Raw genomic sequence first — 15,754 nt, 5'->3', positions numbered from 1 at the left:
GGCAGCCGTTCAACGTTTCGTGCGTTGTGGTCAATAGCGAAACGAGGCGAGCCCGATTACAGGCCCGCCCCGTCGCTTCAGCCCTCGAGTTTGCGTTTGAGCAGTTGGTTCACCTGGCCGGGGTTGGCCTTGCCTTTCGATGCCTTCATCGCTTGCCCGACGAAGAAGCCGAACATCTTGCCGCGCTTGGCTTCGTCGCTGGCGCGGTACTGCTCGACTTGCTCGGCATTGGCCGCTAGCACCTCGTCCAGCATCGCCTCGATAGCACCCGAGTCGGTCACTTGCTTGAGGCCTTTGTTCTCGATGATTTCGTCAGCCGAACCTTCGCCGGCAGCCATGGCCTCGAACACCATCTTGGCGATCTTGCCGCTGATGGTGTTGTCCTTGATGCGCAGGATCATGCCGCCCAGCTGTACGGCGGATACCGGTGACTGGTCGATCTCCAGCCCATCCTTGTTGAGCAGGCTGGACAGCTCGCCCATCACCCAGTTGGCCGACAGTTTGGCATCGCCGCAGGTTGCATTGACCTGCTCGAAGTAATCGGCCAGTTCGCGGCTGGCAGCCAGGACGTCGGCGTCATAGGCGGATAGGCCGAATTCGCGCTGGAAGCGCTCGCGCTTCTGTACCGGTAGTTCCGGCAGGCTGGCGCGGATATCGTCGAGAAAGCTCTGCTCGATCACCACCGGCAGCAGGTCGGGGCAGGGGAAGTAACGGTAGTCGTTGGCTTCTTCCTTGCTGCGCATAGAGCGCGTCTCGTCCTTGTTCGGGTCGTATAGGCGAGTTTCCTGAACCACCGTGCCGCCGTCCTCGATCAGTTCGATCTGGCGCTGCACCTCGTGATTGATGGCTTTCTCGATGAAGCGGAAGGAGTTGACGTTCTTGATTTCGGCGCGAGTACCGAACTCGGCCTGGCCCTTGGGCCGTACCGAGACGTTGCAGTCACAGCGCAGCGAACCCTCGGCCATGTTGCCATCGCAGATGCCCAGGTAGCGCACCAGCGAGTGCATGGCCTTCACGTAAGCCACCGCTTCCTTGGCCGAACGAATGTCCGGCTCAGAGACGATTTCCAGCAGCGGCGTACCGGCGCGGTTCAGGTCGATACCGCTCATGCCGTGGAAGTCTTCGTGCAGACTCTTGCCGGCATCCTCTTCCAAATGGGCGCGGGTGATGCCGATGCGCTTGGTGGTGCCGTCTTCCAGGGTGATGTCGAGAAAACCCTTGCCGACGATGGGGTGGTCCATCTGGCTGGTCTGATAGCCCTTGGGGAGGTCAGGGTAGAAGTAGTTCTTACGCGCGAACACGTTCTTCTCGGCAATCTCGGCATCGATCGCCAGGCCGAATTTGCAGGCCATGCGCACGGCTTCGGCGTTGAGCACCGGCAGCGTGCCGGGCATGCCCAGATCAACCAGACTGGCCTGAGTGTTGGGTTCGGCACCGAAAGTGGTGGCGCTACCGGAGAAAATCTTCGATTGGGTCGAGAGCTGTGCGTGAATTTCCAGCCCGATCACGGTTTCCCATTGCATCTTCAATCTCCTCAGAATCCGGCCGGGGCGCGCAGGTGCCAATCGCTGACTTGCTGATATTGATGCGCCACGTTGAGCAGGCGCGCCTCCTGGAAGTACGGCGCCAGCAGTTGCACGCCCACCGGCAGGCCGTCGATGAAACCGGCCGGCATGGACAGACCCGGAATGCCGGCGAGGTTGGCGGTGATGGTGTAGATGTCTTCCAGATAGGCCGAGACCGGATCGGCGTTCTTTTCGCCGAGCTTCCAGGCCAGGTTCGGCGTGGTCGGGCCGAGAATGACATCCACCTCCTCGAATGCAGTAACGAAGTCGTTCTTGATCAGGCGACGAATCTTCTGCGCCTTCAGGTAATAGGCATCGTAGTAGCCGGCGGACAATGCATAGGTGCCCACCATGATCCGGCGCTTGACCTCGTCACCGAAACCTTCGGCGCGCGACCGCTTGTAGAGGTCGGTTAGATCCGATGGATTCTCGCAGCGATAACCGAAACGCACGCCATCGAAGCGCGACAGATTGGAGCTGGCTTCGGCGGGCGCGATCACATAATAGGAAGGGATGGCGTGCTGCATGTTCGGCAGGCTGATGTCCTTCACCGTAGCGCCGAGTTTCTTCAGCTCTTCCACCGTCGCCATTACCGCAGTGGCGATCTTGGGGTCGAGGCCTTCGCCAAAGTATTCTTTCGGCAGGCCGATGCGCAGGCCGGAGAGCGGCTGGTTCAAGGTGGCGAGGTAATCGTCCAGCGGCTGGTCGACGCTGGTGGAATCTTTCGGGTCGAAGCCGGCCATGGCTCCGAGCATCAGCGCGCAGTCCTCTGCGGTGCGGGCCAGCGGGCCGCCCTGATCGAGACTGGAGGCATAAGCGATCATGCCCCAGCGCGACACCCGTCCGTAGGTAGGTTTGATTCCGGTGAGGTTGGTCAGTGCGGCGGGCTGGCGGATCGAGCCGCCCGTGTCGCTACCGGTCGCGGCGGGAATCAGGCGCGCCGCCACCGCAGCGGCCGATCCGCCGGAGGACCCGCCCGGCACGCGGGTCAGGTCCCAAGGGTTTTTCACCGCGCCATAAAAGCTCGATTCGTTGGCCGAGCCCATGGCGAATTCGTCCATGTTCAGCTTGCCCAGCGAAACTGCTCCGGCTGCGGCGAGTCGCTCGACGACGGTAGCGTCATAGGGGGACTTGAAACTGTCGAGGATCTTCGAGCCGCAGCTGGTACGCACCCCCTGGGTACAAAAAAGATCTTTGTGACCGATCGGCGCACCCAGCAGCGCGCCATTCTCGCCATTGGCGCGACGTGCATCGGCCGCCTGAGCCTGGGCAATGGCCTGCTCTTCGGTCAAGGTGATGAAACTGTTCAGTTGCGGGTCGAGCGTCTGGATGCGCTCGAGCAGCGAGCGAGTCAGCTCTTCGGCGGAAAAACGCTTGTCGGCCAGGGCGCGGGCGATCTCGGCGAGGGTCAGTTGATGCATGTCGGCGTCCTTCATTACTCGATTACCCGTGGGACCAGATACAGTCCGTCTTCCACGGCCGGTGCGATCGCCTGGTTGGTATCGCGCTGGTTGGCTTCGGTAACTTCATCGGCACGCAGGCGCTGGTGGGTTTCCAGCGGATGGGCCAGCGGCTCGATACCGTTGGTGTCGACGGCCTGCATGCGGTCGATCAGGCCGAGTATGTTGTTCAGGGTCTCGGTGGTGCGGGGCAGGTCGTCTTCATTCAGACCCAGGCGGGCCAGATGAGCGATCTTTTCCACCTCGGAGCGTTCAAGCGCCATCGGGATTCTCCAGCGGGAAGCGAGTCGGGCGTGCCTTCCGTCGGCCAAGACCGACACAAGTGCAGCAGGGGCGAGTCGCAGCGGTGGGCATTCGAGCCCGGAAAAGCCAGCAATCTTACATGTCTACGGCGCTTGTCGGTAGCGCGGCTGCGGCTTGCGGGCAGTCTGGAGGTTTCGCGGCGTCGATCATTTTTCGCGCGTTGGCTCACGTCTGGCCCGCCAAGCGCGGACTCGCGCCTTGCCCTACGTTCGCACCATTGTTAGAGTTTGCGGCACTTTTTTCCCCACGCGTTTGCCTCAGGGCCCTTTTCCCATGTTCAAGAAACTGCGTGGCATGTTTTCCAGCGATTTGTCGATCGACCTGGGCACTGCCAATACCCTTATTTATGTGCGCGATCGCGGCATCGTCCTGAACGAGCCGTCAGTGGTTGCCATTCGTTCTCACGGCAACCAGAAAAGCGTCGTCGCGGTGGGTACCGACGCCAAACGCATGCTCGGTCGTACCCCCGGCAACATCAACGCCATCCGCCCGATGAAAGACGGCGTGATCGCGGACTTCAGCGTTTGCGAAAAAATGCTGCAGTACTTCATCAACAAGGTTCACGAAAACAGCTTCCTGCAGCCCAGCCCACGCGTACTTATCTGCGTTCCTTGCAAATCCACTCAGGTCGAGCGCCGTGCGATCCGTGAATCGGCACTCGGCGCTGGCGCACGCGAAGTATTCCTGATCGAAGAACCGATGGCAGCGGCCATTGGTGCCGGCCTGCCGGTCGACGAAGCGCGCGGTTCGATGGTCGTCGATATCGGCGGTGGTACCACGGAGATCGCACTGATCTCGCTCAATGGCGTGGTCTACGCCGAATCCGTCCGTGTCGGCGGCGATCGTTTCGACGAATCCATCGTCACCTATGTACGCCGCAACTACGGCAGCCTGATCGGCGAATCCACCGCCGAACGCATCAAGCAGGAAATCGGCACCGCCTTCCCCAGCACCGATGTACGTGAAGTCGACGTTCGTGGTCGCAACTTGGCCGAAGGCGTCCCACGCAGCTTCACGCTCAACTCCAATGAGGTGCTCGAGGCCCTGCAGGAATCCTTGGCGACCATCGTCCAGGCGGTTAAAAGCGCGTTGGAGCAATCGCCGCCGGAACTGGCCTCCGATATCGCCGAGCGCGGCCTGGTGCTGACCGGTGGTGGGGCTCTGTTGCGCGATCTGGACAAGCTGCTGGCACAGGAGACCGGTCTGCCGGTGATCGTCGCCGAAGAGCCGCTGACCTGCGTGGCGCGCGGTGGTGGCCGGGCGCTGGAAATGATGGATCGTCACGCCATGGATCTGTTGTCCACGGAGTAATCCCACACGTCGGTAAGCTCCAAGCGCAAGCCGAAAGCGGGGTTGGCCCTGCTCTCGGCTTGTCGCGTTTAGTTTGAAGCCTGCAGCTGAGAGGATCCGTCGATCAAACCACTATTCGCCAAAGGACCCCTGCTCGGAGTGCGCCTGCTGGTGCTTGCCGTGCTCTGTGTCGTGTTGATGGTGGTGGACGCACGTTTCGAAACGCTCAAACCCTTGCGCAGCCAGATGGGGCTAGTGCTGACGCCCTTTTACTGGCTAGCCGATTTGCCAGTGCGAACGTGGCAGCGGGCCACGGAGCAGCTTACCAGCAGTACCAGCCTGGTCGCCGAGAACGAGAAGCTCAAGGCCGAAGCGTTGTTGATGCAGCGGCGCCTGCAGAAGCTGGCGACGCTGACCGAGCAAAACGTGCGATTGCGCGAGCTGCTCAATTCCGCCGCGCTGGTCGACGACAAGGTAATCGTCGGTGAACTGATCGGGCTCGATCCCAATCCTTTCACGCACCGCATCCTGGTCGATAAGGGCGAGCGTGACGGGGTGTTTCTTGGTCAGCCGGTGCTAGACGCCAGTGGCTTGATGGGGCAGGTCGTCGAAGTGATGCCTTATGCCGCCAGAGTGCTATTGCTGACGGACGTGACCCACAGCATTCCGGTACAGGTCAACCGTAACGGTTTGCGAGCCATTGCGGTCGGCACCGGTAGCCCGGACTACCTGGAGTTGCGTCACGTCGCCGAGACGGCTGATATCAAGGAAGGCGATTTGTTGGTCAGTTCCGGGTTGGGGCAGCGCTTTCCCAGTGGATATCCGGTCGCTCAGGTCACCGAAGTGGTGCGCGGCTCCGGCCAACCCTTCCTGATCGTCCGGGCCATTCCCACCGCCATGCTCAACCGCAGCCGCTATCTACTGCTGGTCTTCAGCGATTCGCGAACGCCAGAAGAACGTGCTACCGACGCAGCGCAGGCGCAGGAGACAGCGGATCGCGAGGCGGCCAGTTCAGGCGAATCAGCAACGCCTGCTCCCGCCGAAGCTGAATCCGAAGCGCAAACGCCCGATGCCGCCCCGACTGTGCCGAGCGCAGCACCGCCGAATGGTGAGGAGCGGCGATGATCAGCGGACGACACAACAACGGCTGGGTCATCTGGTTATCGCTGGCGCTGGCGCTGCTGCTCAGCGTAGCGCCCATGCCAGAGAGCTTCGGGCTAGCGCGTCCACTCTGGCTCGGCATGTTCATCGCCTACTGGGCAATTGCCCTGCCGCATCGTGGCGGTATGGCGGCGGCGTTCTTCTTCGGCTTGATGCTCGATGTCCTGTCCGGCACCTTGCTGGGGCAGAACGGTTTGCCGCTGATCCTGATCACCTTTCTGGTGCTGAGCCTGCAGCAACGTCTGCGGATGTTCCCCTTGCTGCAGCAGAGTCTGGTGCTGATGGTGATTCTCGGAATCGGGCAGCTGGTGCAGTTGTGGCTCAATACGCTGACGGGCAACCGCCCTCCGACGCTTCTGTTTCTCATACCCGTGCCGGTCAGTGCCTTGCTCTGGCCCTGGGTCTTCGTCGCTCTGCAATGGGCGCGGCGGCGTTTCAACGTCTACTGAGCTGCAGACGCTCGGCTCTGGGGATGCTTCCGAGCATGGTCTGGACCTGCGAATCTGCTTCGCTCGTACCATAGGAGCTGGCATGCCGACCTTGTTTCTCGCCTCCGCCTCACCGCGCCGCCGTGAACTGCTGATGCAGATCGGCGTTCCATTTTCCGTCCTCTCGGTCGCCATCGATGAAACCCCTGATCCAGCAGAGCCGCCAGACGTATATGTCAAGCGTCTGGCCCGGGAGAAAGCCGTGGCGGGCCTGGCATTGCTCGACGACGCCTCGGCCTGCGTGCTGGGTGCCGATACCACGGTTGTGCTGGACCAGCAGATCCTCGGAAAACCGGCAGACAAGGCCGATGCGCTGAAAACACTGCTGGCGCTGTCTGGCCGCGAGCATGAGGTGATGACCGCTGTCGCACTGGCCAGCCCGTCGGGTTGCGTGGTGCAACTGGTTACCAGCAAGGTGCGCTTTCGAACCATTCGACCGGAGGAGGCCGAGGCCTATTGGGCCAGCGGCGAGCCGCAGGACAAGGCGGGCAGCTATGCCATTCAGGGCTGGGGAGCGGTCTTCGTAAGCGCCCTGGAGGGCAGCTACTCGGGCGTGGTCGGGCTGCCGTTATGCGAAACGGCGCAACTGCTCGGCACGCGCGGGATCGAGTATTGGGCTAAAAGCTCCGCCTAGTGGCCTGTACGGCTAGTTGCTTAACTCAAATTCGGACGCCAGAGGTCCTGAGGCAAGGCGCTGCGACGAGTCGTAGCTGGCTATGGTGAGGAGCGGCAACGCAGTATCAGGGCCTCAGGCGCCGAAATTGACTCATTGAACTAGCCACACAGGCCACTACAGCCCTGTGGCTTGAAGGCGTATGCCGTTAGAATCGAGCCAACTCGTCAGCTTCGGCTGGTTCACCCGCCCATCGGCCGAGAACAACAATGAGCGAAGAAATTCTGATGAACATCACCCCCATGGAGTCGAGGGTGGCGGTGGTGGAGAACGGTGTCCTACAAGAGGTGCATGTCGAGCGCACTCAGCGCCGCGGCATCGTCGGCAATATTTACAAAGGCAAGGTGGTCCGCGTGCTCCCCGGCATGCAGGCGGCGTTCGTCGACATCGGACTGGAGCGCGCGGCCTTCATCCATGCATCGGAAATTTCCAGCCGGGAAGGTAATGCGGTCGAGCCCATCAGCGCGCTGGTTCATGAGGGGCAGGCGCTGGTCGTGCAGGTCACCAAGGACCCGATCGGCACCAAGGGCGCCCGTCTGACTACGCAGCTGTCGATCCCTTCGCGTTATCTGGTCTATATGCCCAAAACCAGCCATGTCGGCATTTCACTTCGCATCGAAGACGAGGCCGAGCGGGATCGTCTCAAACAGGTGGTGGCCGAGTGCGTCGCGGCTGAAGGCATCAAGGAGACCGGCGGCTTCATCCTGCGCACCGCCGCTGAAGGTGCCGGCAGCGATGAAATTCTAATGGACATTCGCTACCTGCGCCGCTTGTGGCAGCAGATAGACGGGCAGATGAAAACCGCCGGCGCGCCAACGATCATTTATGAGGATCTGTCGCTGGCCATGCGCACCCTGCGTGATCTGGTCAATCCGCGTATCGAGAAGATCCGCATCGACTCGCGCGAAAATTTTCAGAAAGTCAGCCAGTTCGTCGATGAGCTGATGCCCGAGCTGAGCGAACACCTGGAGCATTACCCAGGCGAGCGACCGATATTCGATTTGTACAGCGTTGAGGACGAAATCCAGAAGGCGCTCGAGCGTAAGGTCATGCTCAAGTCCGGTGGTTACCTGATCATCGACCCGGCCGAGGCGATGACCACCATCGACGTGAATACCGGTGCTTTCGTCGGCCATCGCACCCTCGAGGAAACCATCTTCAAGACCAACCTCGAGTCCGCCACCGCCATTGCGCGTCAGCTGCGGCTGCGCAATCTCGGCGGGATCATCATCATCGACTTCATCGACATGGAAGACGAAGAGCACCGCCGCCAAGTCCTGCGCACGCTGGAAAAGCAGCTGGAGCGCGATCACGCCAAGACCAACATCATCGGCATCACCGAGCTGGGGCTGGTGCAGATGACGCGCAAGCGTACGCGCGAGAGCCTTGAGCAGGTGCTGTGCGAGCCGTGCATGTGCTGCCAGGGACGCGGCAAGCTGAAAACCCCCGAGACCGTCTGCTACGAGATTTTCCGCGAGATTCTTCGCGAGGCCCGCGCCTATCAGCCCGAAGGCTATCGGGTGCTGGCGAACCAGAAGGTCATCGACCGGTTGCTCGACGAGGAGTCGGGAAACGTTGCCGATCTCGAGAGCTTCATTGGACGCTCGATCAAGTTCCAGGTCGAGACCATGTATTCCCAGGAACAGTACGACGTGGTGTTGCTCTGACTAGGGTCTGTTGCCGTTTCGCTGCGAGCCGCGTTGCTGCGCCAAATCTCGCCAGGCAAGGCAGCGCCCGCTCCCGGCGGGCCTGCTGCATTCACCACATCCATGTGGATCGCGCGGGGCGCAGGTAATGGTTGCTCCCTTACCAAGTCCCGCAACGCCGCATGGCGAGATTTGCCGCGCAACCCGTAGGGACGGGCCGGTTTTTGTGCGATACGGCGTTTCTCGTCGCTTATTTGGAACGACCAAACTGCGCGACTCGTGCGATCTCCATGGATGGAGTGAAAACCGCAAGCCCGCCGGGTGCGGGCGCGGCCTTGTCTCGTGCAAAAACCGGCTCCGTCGCGGCCGTGACGAAACCGGAACAGACCCTAGATGCAAGCCTGGCCATCCGGGCTCGGATGAGCGGAGCGTATCCGTATGAGTCGGTTGCTGGCGGTGGTTCTCGTTTTCCTGCGTCGTTGCCTTTGGTTGGGCGCGATCGGCCTGATGCTGCTGGCGCTCTACGTGAGTCTCGGTCGTCAGCTGGTTCCGCTGGTCGCGGAGTACCGTCTGGAGGTTCAGGACAAGGCGCATGAGTTGCTGGACATGCCGGTGGCGCTCGGAAAGGTGGAAGGCCGCTGGGATGGTTTTGCACCGCAGTTGCTGGCGCAGGATGTGATTCTGGGCGCGGGCGATGCGGCGGTGCGGCTGGATCGCCTGACGCTGGTGCCGGACGTGGTCGCGAGCCTCCTGTCTCGTCAGTTGCACTTCAACGCAGTGGAGTTCACCGGCGTGCACCTGAGCCTGGTGCAGAGCGCCGAAGGCAAATGGCGTGTCGATGGGTTGCCCGAGCGAGCCGAGCAAAGCCCCATGGACCTGCAAAAGCTTCTGGCCGAGCTGCAGAAGATTCGGCGTCTCAGGCTTCTGGACAGCCAGATAACGTTCGAGGCGCATGCCGAGGGGCCACTGACGCTGACCTATGCCAATCTAGAATTACGCACCGAGAGCGAGAAGCTGCGTCTGGACGGCCGCTTGCTGTTACCGGATGGCCAACCCTTGAGTCTGCGTGCCCAGGCGCGCGTCGCGGCGAATGACTGGCGTGCCAGTGAGGCCGAACTCTACGCCAGCCTTCCACAGAGCGATTGGGCTGCCTGGATTCCGAAAAGCCTGACCGGCAATTGGAACCTCGCACAGCTACAGGCCGGCGGAGAGGTATGGCTAGACTGGCGTGACCAGAGTGTGTCCCGCGCGGTGATCCGAATGAACGCGCCGGCATTGCAGGTGGGGCAATCGCAACGTGAGCCGGTGCAGATTCAGGATCTGGCGATAAATGCTTATCTCGACCGCGTGAGCGAAGGCTATCGCTTGCACCTCGATGGTCTGGCGTTCACCTTCGAAGAAGCTCGCTGGCGGGAGACGGCGGTGGTGCTCCAGCAGAACATTGCCGAGGATCGCTGGCGCCTGCAGGCCGATCACATCGCCATAGCGCCGGTAGCGGCGCTGGTGCATGCCGGAGTCGAACTGCCCGAAGTAGCCACCGAGTATCTGCTTGGTCTGGCTCCCAGCGGAACATTGCGCAATCTGCAACTCGACTACCGCCCGGCCGCGCCCGGTGCTGAGCGGCTGGCCTTCACCGCTAACCTCGATGAGGTCAGCATCGCTGCGCATAAGTGGATACCGGGTGCGCGCAATGTCAGTGGCGCGGCGGAGGGTGATCTTGCCGGCGGTGAGCTGCGTTTCGATAACCATGACTTCAGCCTGCATCTGGCCGAGTTGTTTTCGGAACGCTGGGATTACCCTCGCGCCCGCGGCAGCCTGCGCTGGACGCTTGATGACCAGGCCTTCACGCTTGCCGCGCCCTATCTGCAGATCGATGGAGACGAAGGGCGCATCGCTGGCGATTTCCTGATCCGCCTGATGCGTGATCCAGCGGCTGAAGACTATATGGACCTGCGGGTCGGCATCCGCGACGGCGATGCTCACTACAAGCAGAAATACTTGCCGACACGTTCACCCGCGTTGAGCCCCGCATTGAGCGAATGGCTGAACACGGCGATACGCGGCGGTATCGTGGAACAGGGTTATTTCCAGTATCAGGGTGCGTTGGGTAAAAGCGCTGACGATAACGCCCGCAGCCTCAGCCTGTATTTCAACGTGAAGGATGCCGAACTCGCATTCCAACCTGGCTGGCCGGTGTTGCGTGAAGGACGTGGCGAGGTACTGATCGAGAACAGTGGCGTGCGGGTACGGCTTGCCGAAGCGCGCATGCTCGACAGCCGTGTGCATGACGCCACGGCAGACATCCCGTTGGGCCACACCGCTCCGCCGCGGTTGAATATTCAGGGTCAGGTGGACGGCCATCTGCGGGACGCGCTTACCGTGATGCAAGTGGCACCGATCGGCACCGCCGAGCTGTTCGCCGGCTGGCGCGGTGAGGGCCCCTTGAGTGGCTCGCTGCGACTGGATATTCCGCTGGGCGGGGACGGCCGCCCCCAGGTGATTGCCGATTTTTCCAGCACTGATGCTTCGCTTTCGATTACGCAGGCGAAGCTCCAGCTCGAAGCGTTGGCGGGCGAGTTTCGCTATGACAGCGAGCGGGGCTTCAGTGCTAAAGCGTTCCGAGGACGCACGCTGGGTAGTCAAGTGCAGGGAAAGGCTACTGCTACTGGTGAGGCGGGCAAACCCTCCACGCGAATCGAGGCGTCGGGTACCGTGGCGGTGCAGCAGCTGCTGGCGTGGGGCGAAATCGAACAAGCCTTGCCGGTATCTGGAAGGTTACCGCTCCGGCTGAATCTTTTCGTGGGAAGCGAAGGTAGCCAACTGCAGGTTGATTCTTCGCTGCTAGGCGCCGTGCTGGCGCTTCCCGCGCCGTTTGGCAAGCCTGCCGAGCAGCGGCGCGACACGACGCTGCGGATGACATTCGGCGGTGAGCGCCAACAGTACACGCTTAGGCACGACAGGCTGGCGGCGCTGACCTTCGTCGCGCCGGGCACCAACTGGGCTGAGGGCGGCGGTGAGCTGGTGCTGGGCGGCGCTGCGGCAAACCTGCGTACTGATCAGGGCTTGCATGTGCGCGGTAGCGTGCCACAGCTGAACCTAGGGGAATGGCAGGCGTTGCTGGAATCCTATGGCGATACGTCAAAGAGTGAGGCCGGTGTTTCGATGCTGCGTTCGGTTCAACTCGATATCGGCGCCTTTGAAGGTTTTGGCACGCAAATCGATAACCTGGGTATTGAGCTGCAGCCGGCTTCTACCGGCTGGTTGCTGGGCCTGAATAGCGAGACGGTCGCTGGGAGCGCTCGCCTGCCGAATACCGACGGCGAGCCCATCGTGCTGGACCTTTCACGCTTACGGCTTCCGGCAGCCGACCCGAACAAGCCACAGGAGCAGCCGCGTGATCCGCTGGCCGCCGTTGACCCCAAGGCGCTGCCGGCAATGGATATCGCCGTGGCCGAAGTGCTGCGCGGCGAGGAGCCGCTGGGTGCCTGGTCGCTGAAGGTGCGACCTACCACCGATGGCTTGGCATTTTCCGATATTGATCTGAACCTCAAGGGGCTGAGGATCGGCGGCAATGGCGGTTGGAGTGGTTCGCGCACCTGGTACAAGGGGCGGCTGGAAGGCGGGAATCTTGCGGATGTGCTGCTGGCCTGGGGCTTCGCACCCTCGACGACCAGCGAGGATTTTCGTCTGGACGTGGACGGCAATTGGCCGGGGTCGCCGGCATTTTTCGGTATGAATCGATTGTCCGGCCGGCTCGACGCCCGGCTGCGCAGCGGGCAACTTCGCGAAGTGGACGGCGGGGCGCAGGCGCTGCGGGTCTTTGGCCTGCTCAATTTCAACTCGATCGGACGACGACTGCGGCTGGATTTCTCCGATCTGTTCGGCAAGGGTCTGAGCTACGATCGGATCGAGGCTGAACTGCTTGCGGCCGATGGCATCTACACGACCTCGCAGCCGCTGACGGTTACCGGGCCGTCGAGCAATCTCGAACTCAATGGCCGGCTGGATCTGGTCAATGATCAGATCGACGCCAGGCTGTTGGTGACGCTCCCGGTCAGCAACAACCTGCCGCTGGCGGCGCTGATCGTCGGCGCGCCGGCCATCGGCGGTGCTCTGTTCGTCGTCGACAAGCTGCTGGGCGACAAGGTCGCCCGCTTCGCCAGCGTTCAGTACAAGGTCGAGGGCCCGTGGCAATCGCCGAAGATCACCTTCGACAAGCCCTTCGAAAAACCCAACTGAACACCGTTCCGACGCGGCTAAGCCGCCAGAGTATTCCCATGACATTCGCCGTTATCCAGATGACCAGTCAGGCCGACATCCAGGCGAATCTCGCCACTGCCAGGCGGCTGCTGGAACGGGCCGCCGAGGCTGAGGCAAAGCTTGCGGTGCTGCCGGAAAATTTCGCCGCCATGGGGCGGACCGATCTACCAGCAGTCGGAAGGGCTGAAGCCGAGGGCGTCGGCCCGATACTGCCGTGGTTGAAACAGACCGCACGTGACCTCAGGTTATGGATCGTCGCCGGCACGTTGCCGTTGCCGCCGGATGATCAGCCACAAGCGAAGGTCAGGGCCTGTTCATTGCTCGTCGACGATCAGGGGCAGCGCGCTGCGCGTTACGACAAGCTGCATCTGTTCGATGTCGATGTCAGCGATGCGCGAGGCCGCTACCGTGAGTCGGACGACTATGCGGGGGGTGAGCGGCTGGTGGTAGTCGACACGCCGGTGGGGCGGCTGGGAATGACCGTCTGTTATGACCTGCGTTTTGCCGAGCTGTACTCGGCGTTGCGTCTGGACGGTGCCGAGTTGATCAGCGCTCCTTCGGCCTTTACGGAGGTGACCGGTCAGGCTCATTGGGAGATGTTGATACGTACGCGGGCCATCGAGACGCAATGCTATATGCTGGCTGCAGCCCAGGGTGGCGAACACCCTGGCGGACGAATGACCCACGGGCATTCGTCTATCGTGGATTTCTGGGGGCGCGTGTTGAGCGAGCAGGCAACTGGCGAGGCGGCATTGATTGCCAAGCGGGATGCGGCCGAACAGGCTGCGACGCGCCAGCGCATGCCAGTGCTGAGTCATCGCCGATTCTGCGCGCCCCGTATTGCCTCGGGCACTTTGGAGTAGATATGAGTGAACTGTTGTTACCCGTCACCGAGCGACTGCTGACACCGGGTGGGCTGGGGCTCGATGACCTGCCAGGTTTGCTTGGCGAACTGGCCGGCCCCGGCATCGATGGCGCGGACTTGTATTTCCAGGACCAGGTGTCCGAGTCTTGGGTGTTGGAAGATGGCATCGTCAAGGAAGGCAGTTTCCATATCGAGCAGGGCGTGGGCGTCCGGGCGTTGTCCGGTGAGAAGACAGGCTTCGCCTACAGCAACGCGATCACTGCCGATGCGCTGCGCCAGGCAGCCGAAGCGGCCCGCTCGATCTCTCGCAGTGGCGAGCAGGGCCGTGTCGAAGTGCTGTCGAAGGCGGCTTTCGCGCCGCTATACGTTCAGGACAATCCGCTGGATGGGCTCGGTCGGGCGGAAAAGGTCGAGCTACTCAAGCGTATCGACGTCGCGACACGGTCGCTGGACCCGCGTATCAAGCAGGTGACGGTGAGCCTGGCCGGTGTTTGGGAGCATGTTCTGGTGGCGGGACTGGACGGCGGCATGGCTGCCGACATTCGCCCGTTGGTGCGCTTCAACGTCAGCGTCATCGTCGAGCAGAACGGACGCCGTGAGCGCGGCGGGCAGGGCGGCGGTGGGCGTACCGGATACGACTACTTTCTCAATGAAGACCGCGCGATGGGCTATGCGCGCGAAGCGCTAAGGCAGGCGCTGGTGAATCTCGAAGCCGTGGCGGCGCCGGCCGGCACCCTGCCCGTCGTGCTCGGGCCGGGCTGGTCCGGCGTGTTGCTGCACGAGGCGGTCGGGCACGGGCTGGAAGGCGATTTCAATCGCAAGGGCAGTTCGGCCTACAGCGGCCGGATCGGCCAGCAGGTCGCCTCCAAACTGTGCACCATCGTCGATGACGGCACCCTGGCCCATCGCCGCGGCTCGCTGAGCGTCGACGACGAGGGCACGCCCACCCAGTGCACCACGCTGATCGAGAACGGCATTCTCAAGGGCTACATCCAGGATAAGCTCAACGCGCGTTTGATGGGCGTTGCGCCTACGGGTAATGGGCGGCGTGAGTCCTACGCGCACCTTCCGATGCCACGGATGACCAACACCTACATGCTGGCGGGCGAAAGCGACCCGGAAGAGATCATCCGCTCGGTGAAGAAGGGCATCTACTGTGCGAGTCTCGGCGGCGGGCAGGTGGACATCACCAGTGGGAAATTCGTGTTCTCGACTAGCGAGGCCTATCTGATCGAAGACGGCAAGATCACCGCACCGGTGAAGGGTGCGACTCTGATTGGTAACGGTCCGGATGTGATGAACAAGGTGTCGATGGTCGGTACCGACCTGGAACTGGACAGCGGTGTCGGCACCTGCGGTAAGGACGGCCAATCGGTGCCGGTGGGTGTCGGACAGCCGACGCTGAAGATCGACGGGATTACGGTGGGGGGGACGGGGGCAGCTTGAAGCTGGAAGCCTGAAGTCGAGAGCTACCCTAGCTTCTAGCTGCTGCCTTTAACGTAAGCCGCGCTTGGTTTCATCGAGGTCGCGTATGTACTTGAATATCTTGCGGCTGGCCGCTGGCGGTTTTTTGCGCGCCGCTTCGTGCTGGGCATGGCGGATCAGACTGCGCAGTTGCTGGCGGTCGGTTTCGGGATACTCGGTAACGAATGCCTCGAGGGTCTCATCGTTGCCGGCGATCAGGCGATCACGCCAGCGCTCCAAGGCGTGGAAGCGTTCGTTGTACTGGCGGGTGGAGGCGTCGAGCTGGTCGACCAGAGCCAGGATGCCTTCGATATCTTGGTCGCGCATCAGCTTGCCGATGTATTGCAGGTGGCGTTTACGCGCGATGTTTGCCGTGTGCTTGGGCGCATCGGCCAGCGCCTTGCGTAGCGCATCGGTGAGAGGAAGGCGATCCAGCACGTCGGGCTTGAGTGTGGCGAGGCGTTCACCCAGCTCCTGCAGAGCATGAAGCTCGCGCTTGACCTGGGTTTTGCTTTTTTCCTCGAAGCCGTCGAGATCGGAAATATCAGACATGGGGCTGGTCCAGTAGGAAATGCCGCC

The 15,754-nt window shown here is 62.0% G+C and carries 12 protein-coding genes; 8 read left to right on the top strand and 4 right to left on the bottom strand.

Annotation, left to right across the window (positions count from 1 at the left end; translation table 11 throughout):
• Nucleotides 1-77: 77 nt before the first annotated feature.
• The 3 genes from gatB to gatC are packed head-to-tail and all read right to left on the bottom strand — an operon-like array spanning nucleotide 78 to nucleotide 3,288.
• Nucleotides 78-1,523: an Asp-tRNA(Asn)/Glu-tRNA(Gln) amidotransferase subunit GatB gene (gene gatB / locus NA647_RS14755; protein ID WP_256058374.1), complete on the bottom strand. Its 1,446-nt coding sequence runs from the start codon at nucleotides 1,521-1,523 to the stop codon at nucleotides 78-80.
• Between the two features lie 11 nt (nucleotides 1,524-1,534).
• Nucleotides 1,535-2,986: an Asp-tRNA(Asn)/Glu-tRNA(Gln) amidotransferase subunit GatA gene (gene gatA, locus NA647_RS14750; protein ID WP_256058373.1), complete on the bottom strand. Its 1,452-nt coding sequence runs from the start codon at nucleotides 2,984-2,986 to the stop codon at nucleotides 1,535-1,537.
• Nucleotides 2,987-3,000: 14 nt separating this feature from the next.
• The gene (gatC, locus tag NA647_RS14745) at nucleotides 3,001-3,288 is read right to left on the bottom strand and encodes an Asp-tRNA(Asn)/Glu-tRNA(Gln) amidotransferase subunit GatC (protein WP_256058371.1); all 288 of its coding nucleotides are present in this window, start codon (nucleotides 3,286-3,288) and stop codon (nucleotides 3,001-3,003) included.
• Between the two features lie 313 nt (nucleotides 3,289-3,601).
• Between gatC and mreB the strand changes: the two genes are divergently transcribed.
• The 8 genes from mreB to tldD all read left to right on the top strand — a co-directional run bounded on the left by mreB (nucleotide 3,602) and on the right by tldD (nucleotide 15,157).
• A complete protein-coding gene (gene mreB / locus NA647_RS14740; protein ID WP_131649891.1) occupies nucleotides 3,602-4,639 on the top strand; it encodes a rod shape-determining protein MreB in 1,038 nt (345 codons plus the stop codon).
• 129 nt (nucleotides 4,640-4,768) lie between these two features.
• On the top strand, nucleotides 4,769-5,743 hold the full coding sequence (mreC, locus tag NA647_RS14735; RefSeq protein WP_423836481.1) for a rod shape-determining protein MreC: 975 nt from the start codon (nucleotides 4,769-4,771) through the stop codon (nucleotides 5,741-5,743).
• On the top strand, nucleotides 5,740-6,228 hold the full coding sequence (gene mreD / locus NA647_RS14730; protein WP_256058370.1) for a rod shape-determining protein MreD: 489 nt from the start codon (nucleotides 5,740-5,742) through the stop codon (nucleotides 6,226-6,228). Before mreC ends, mreD begins: the two co-directional genes overlap by 4 nt.
• Nucleotides 6,229-6,310: 82 nt before the next feature.
• Nucleotides 6,311-6,901 (top strand): Maf family protein, encoded by a 591-nt coding sequence (locus NA647_RS14725; protein WP_256058368.1) that lies wholly within the window; start codon nucleotides 6,311-6,313, stop codon nucleotides 6,899-6,901.
• A 248-nt stretch (nucleotides 6,902-7,149) separates the two neighbouring features.
• Entirely contained in the window at nucleotides 7,150-8,607 is a 1,458-nt protein-coding gene (gene rng, locus NA647_RS14720) for a ribonuclease G (RefSeq protein ID WP_256058367.1), read from the top strand.
• A gap of 417 nt (nucleotides 8,608-9,024) precedes the next feature.
• Complete coding sequence (locus NA647_RS14715) at nucleotides 9,025-12,825, top strand: YhdP family protein (RefSeq protein WP_256058366.1); 3,801 nt, start codon at nucleotides 9,025-9,027, stop codon at nucleotides 12,823-12,825.
• 38 nt (nucleotides 12,826-12,863) lie between these two features.
• Entirely contained in the window at nucleotides 12,864-13,709 is an 846-nt protein-coding gene (locus NA647_RS14710; protein ID WP_256058364.1) for a carbon-nitrogen hydrolase family protein, read from the top strand.
• 2 nt (nucleotides 13,710-13,711) lie between these two features.
• Entirely contained in the window at nucleotides 13,712-15,157 is a 1,446-nt protein-coding gene (tldD, locus tag NA647_RS14705; RefSeq protein WP_256058363.1) for a metalloprotease TldD, read from the top strand.
• A 48-nt stretch (nucleotides 15,158-15,205) separates the two neighbouring features.
• Here tldD and yjgA read toward each other — a convergent pair whose 3' ends face one another.
• Nucleotides 15,206-15,727, bottom strand: a complete 522-nt coding sequence (yjgA, locus tag NA647_RS14700; RefSeq protein ID WP_256058362.1) for a ribosome biogenesis factor YjgA — start codon at nucleotides 15,725-15,727, stop codon at nucleotides 15,206-15,208.
• Nucleotides 15,728-15,754: the final 27 nt, after the last annotated feature.

It is taken from the genome of Stutzerimonas stutzeri (assembly GCF_024448985.1).
In the GTDB taxonomy this organism is placed as follows: domain Bacteria; phylum Pseudomonadota; class Gammaproteobacteria; order Pseudomonadales; family Pseudomonadaceae; genus Stutzerimonas; species Stutzerimonas stutzeri_AP.
Note: the sequence above shows the minus strand (reverse complement) of the source record. Positions and strands in the feature narration are given on the sequence as shown.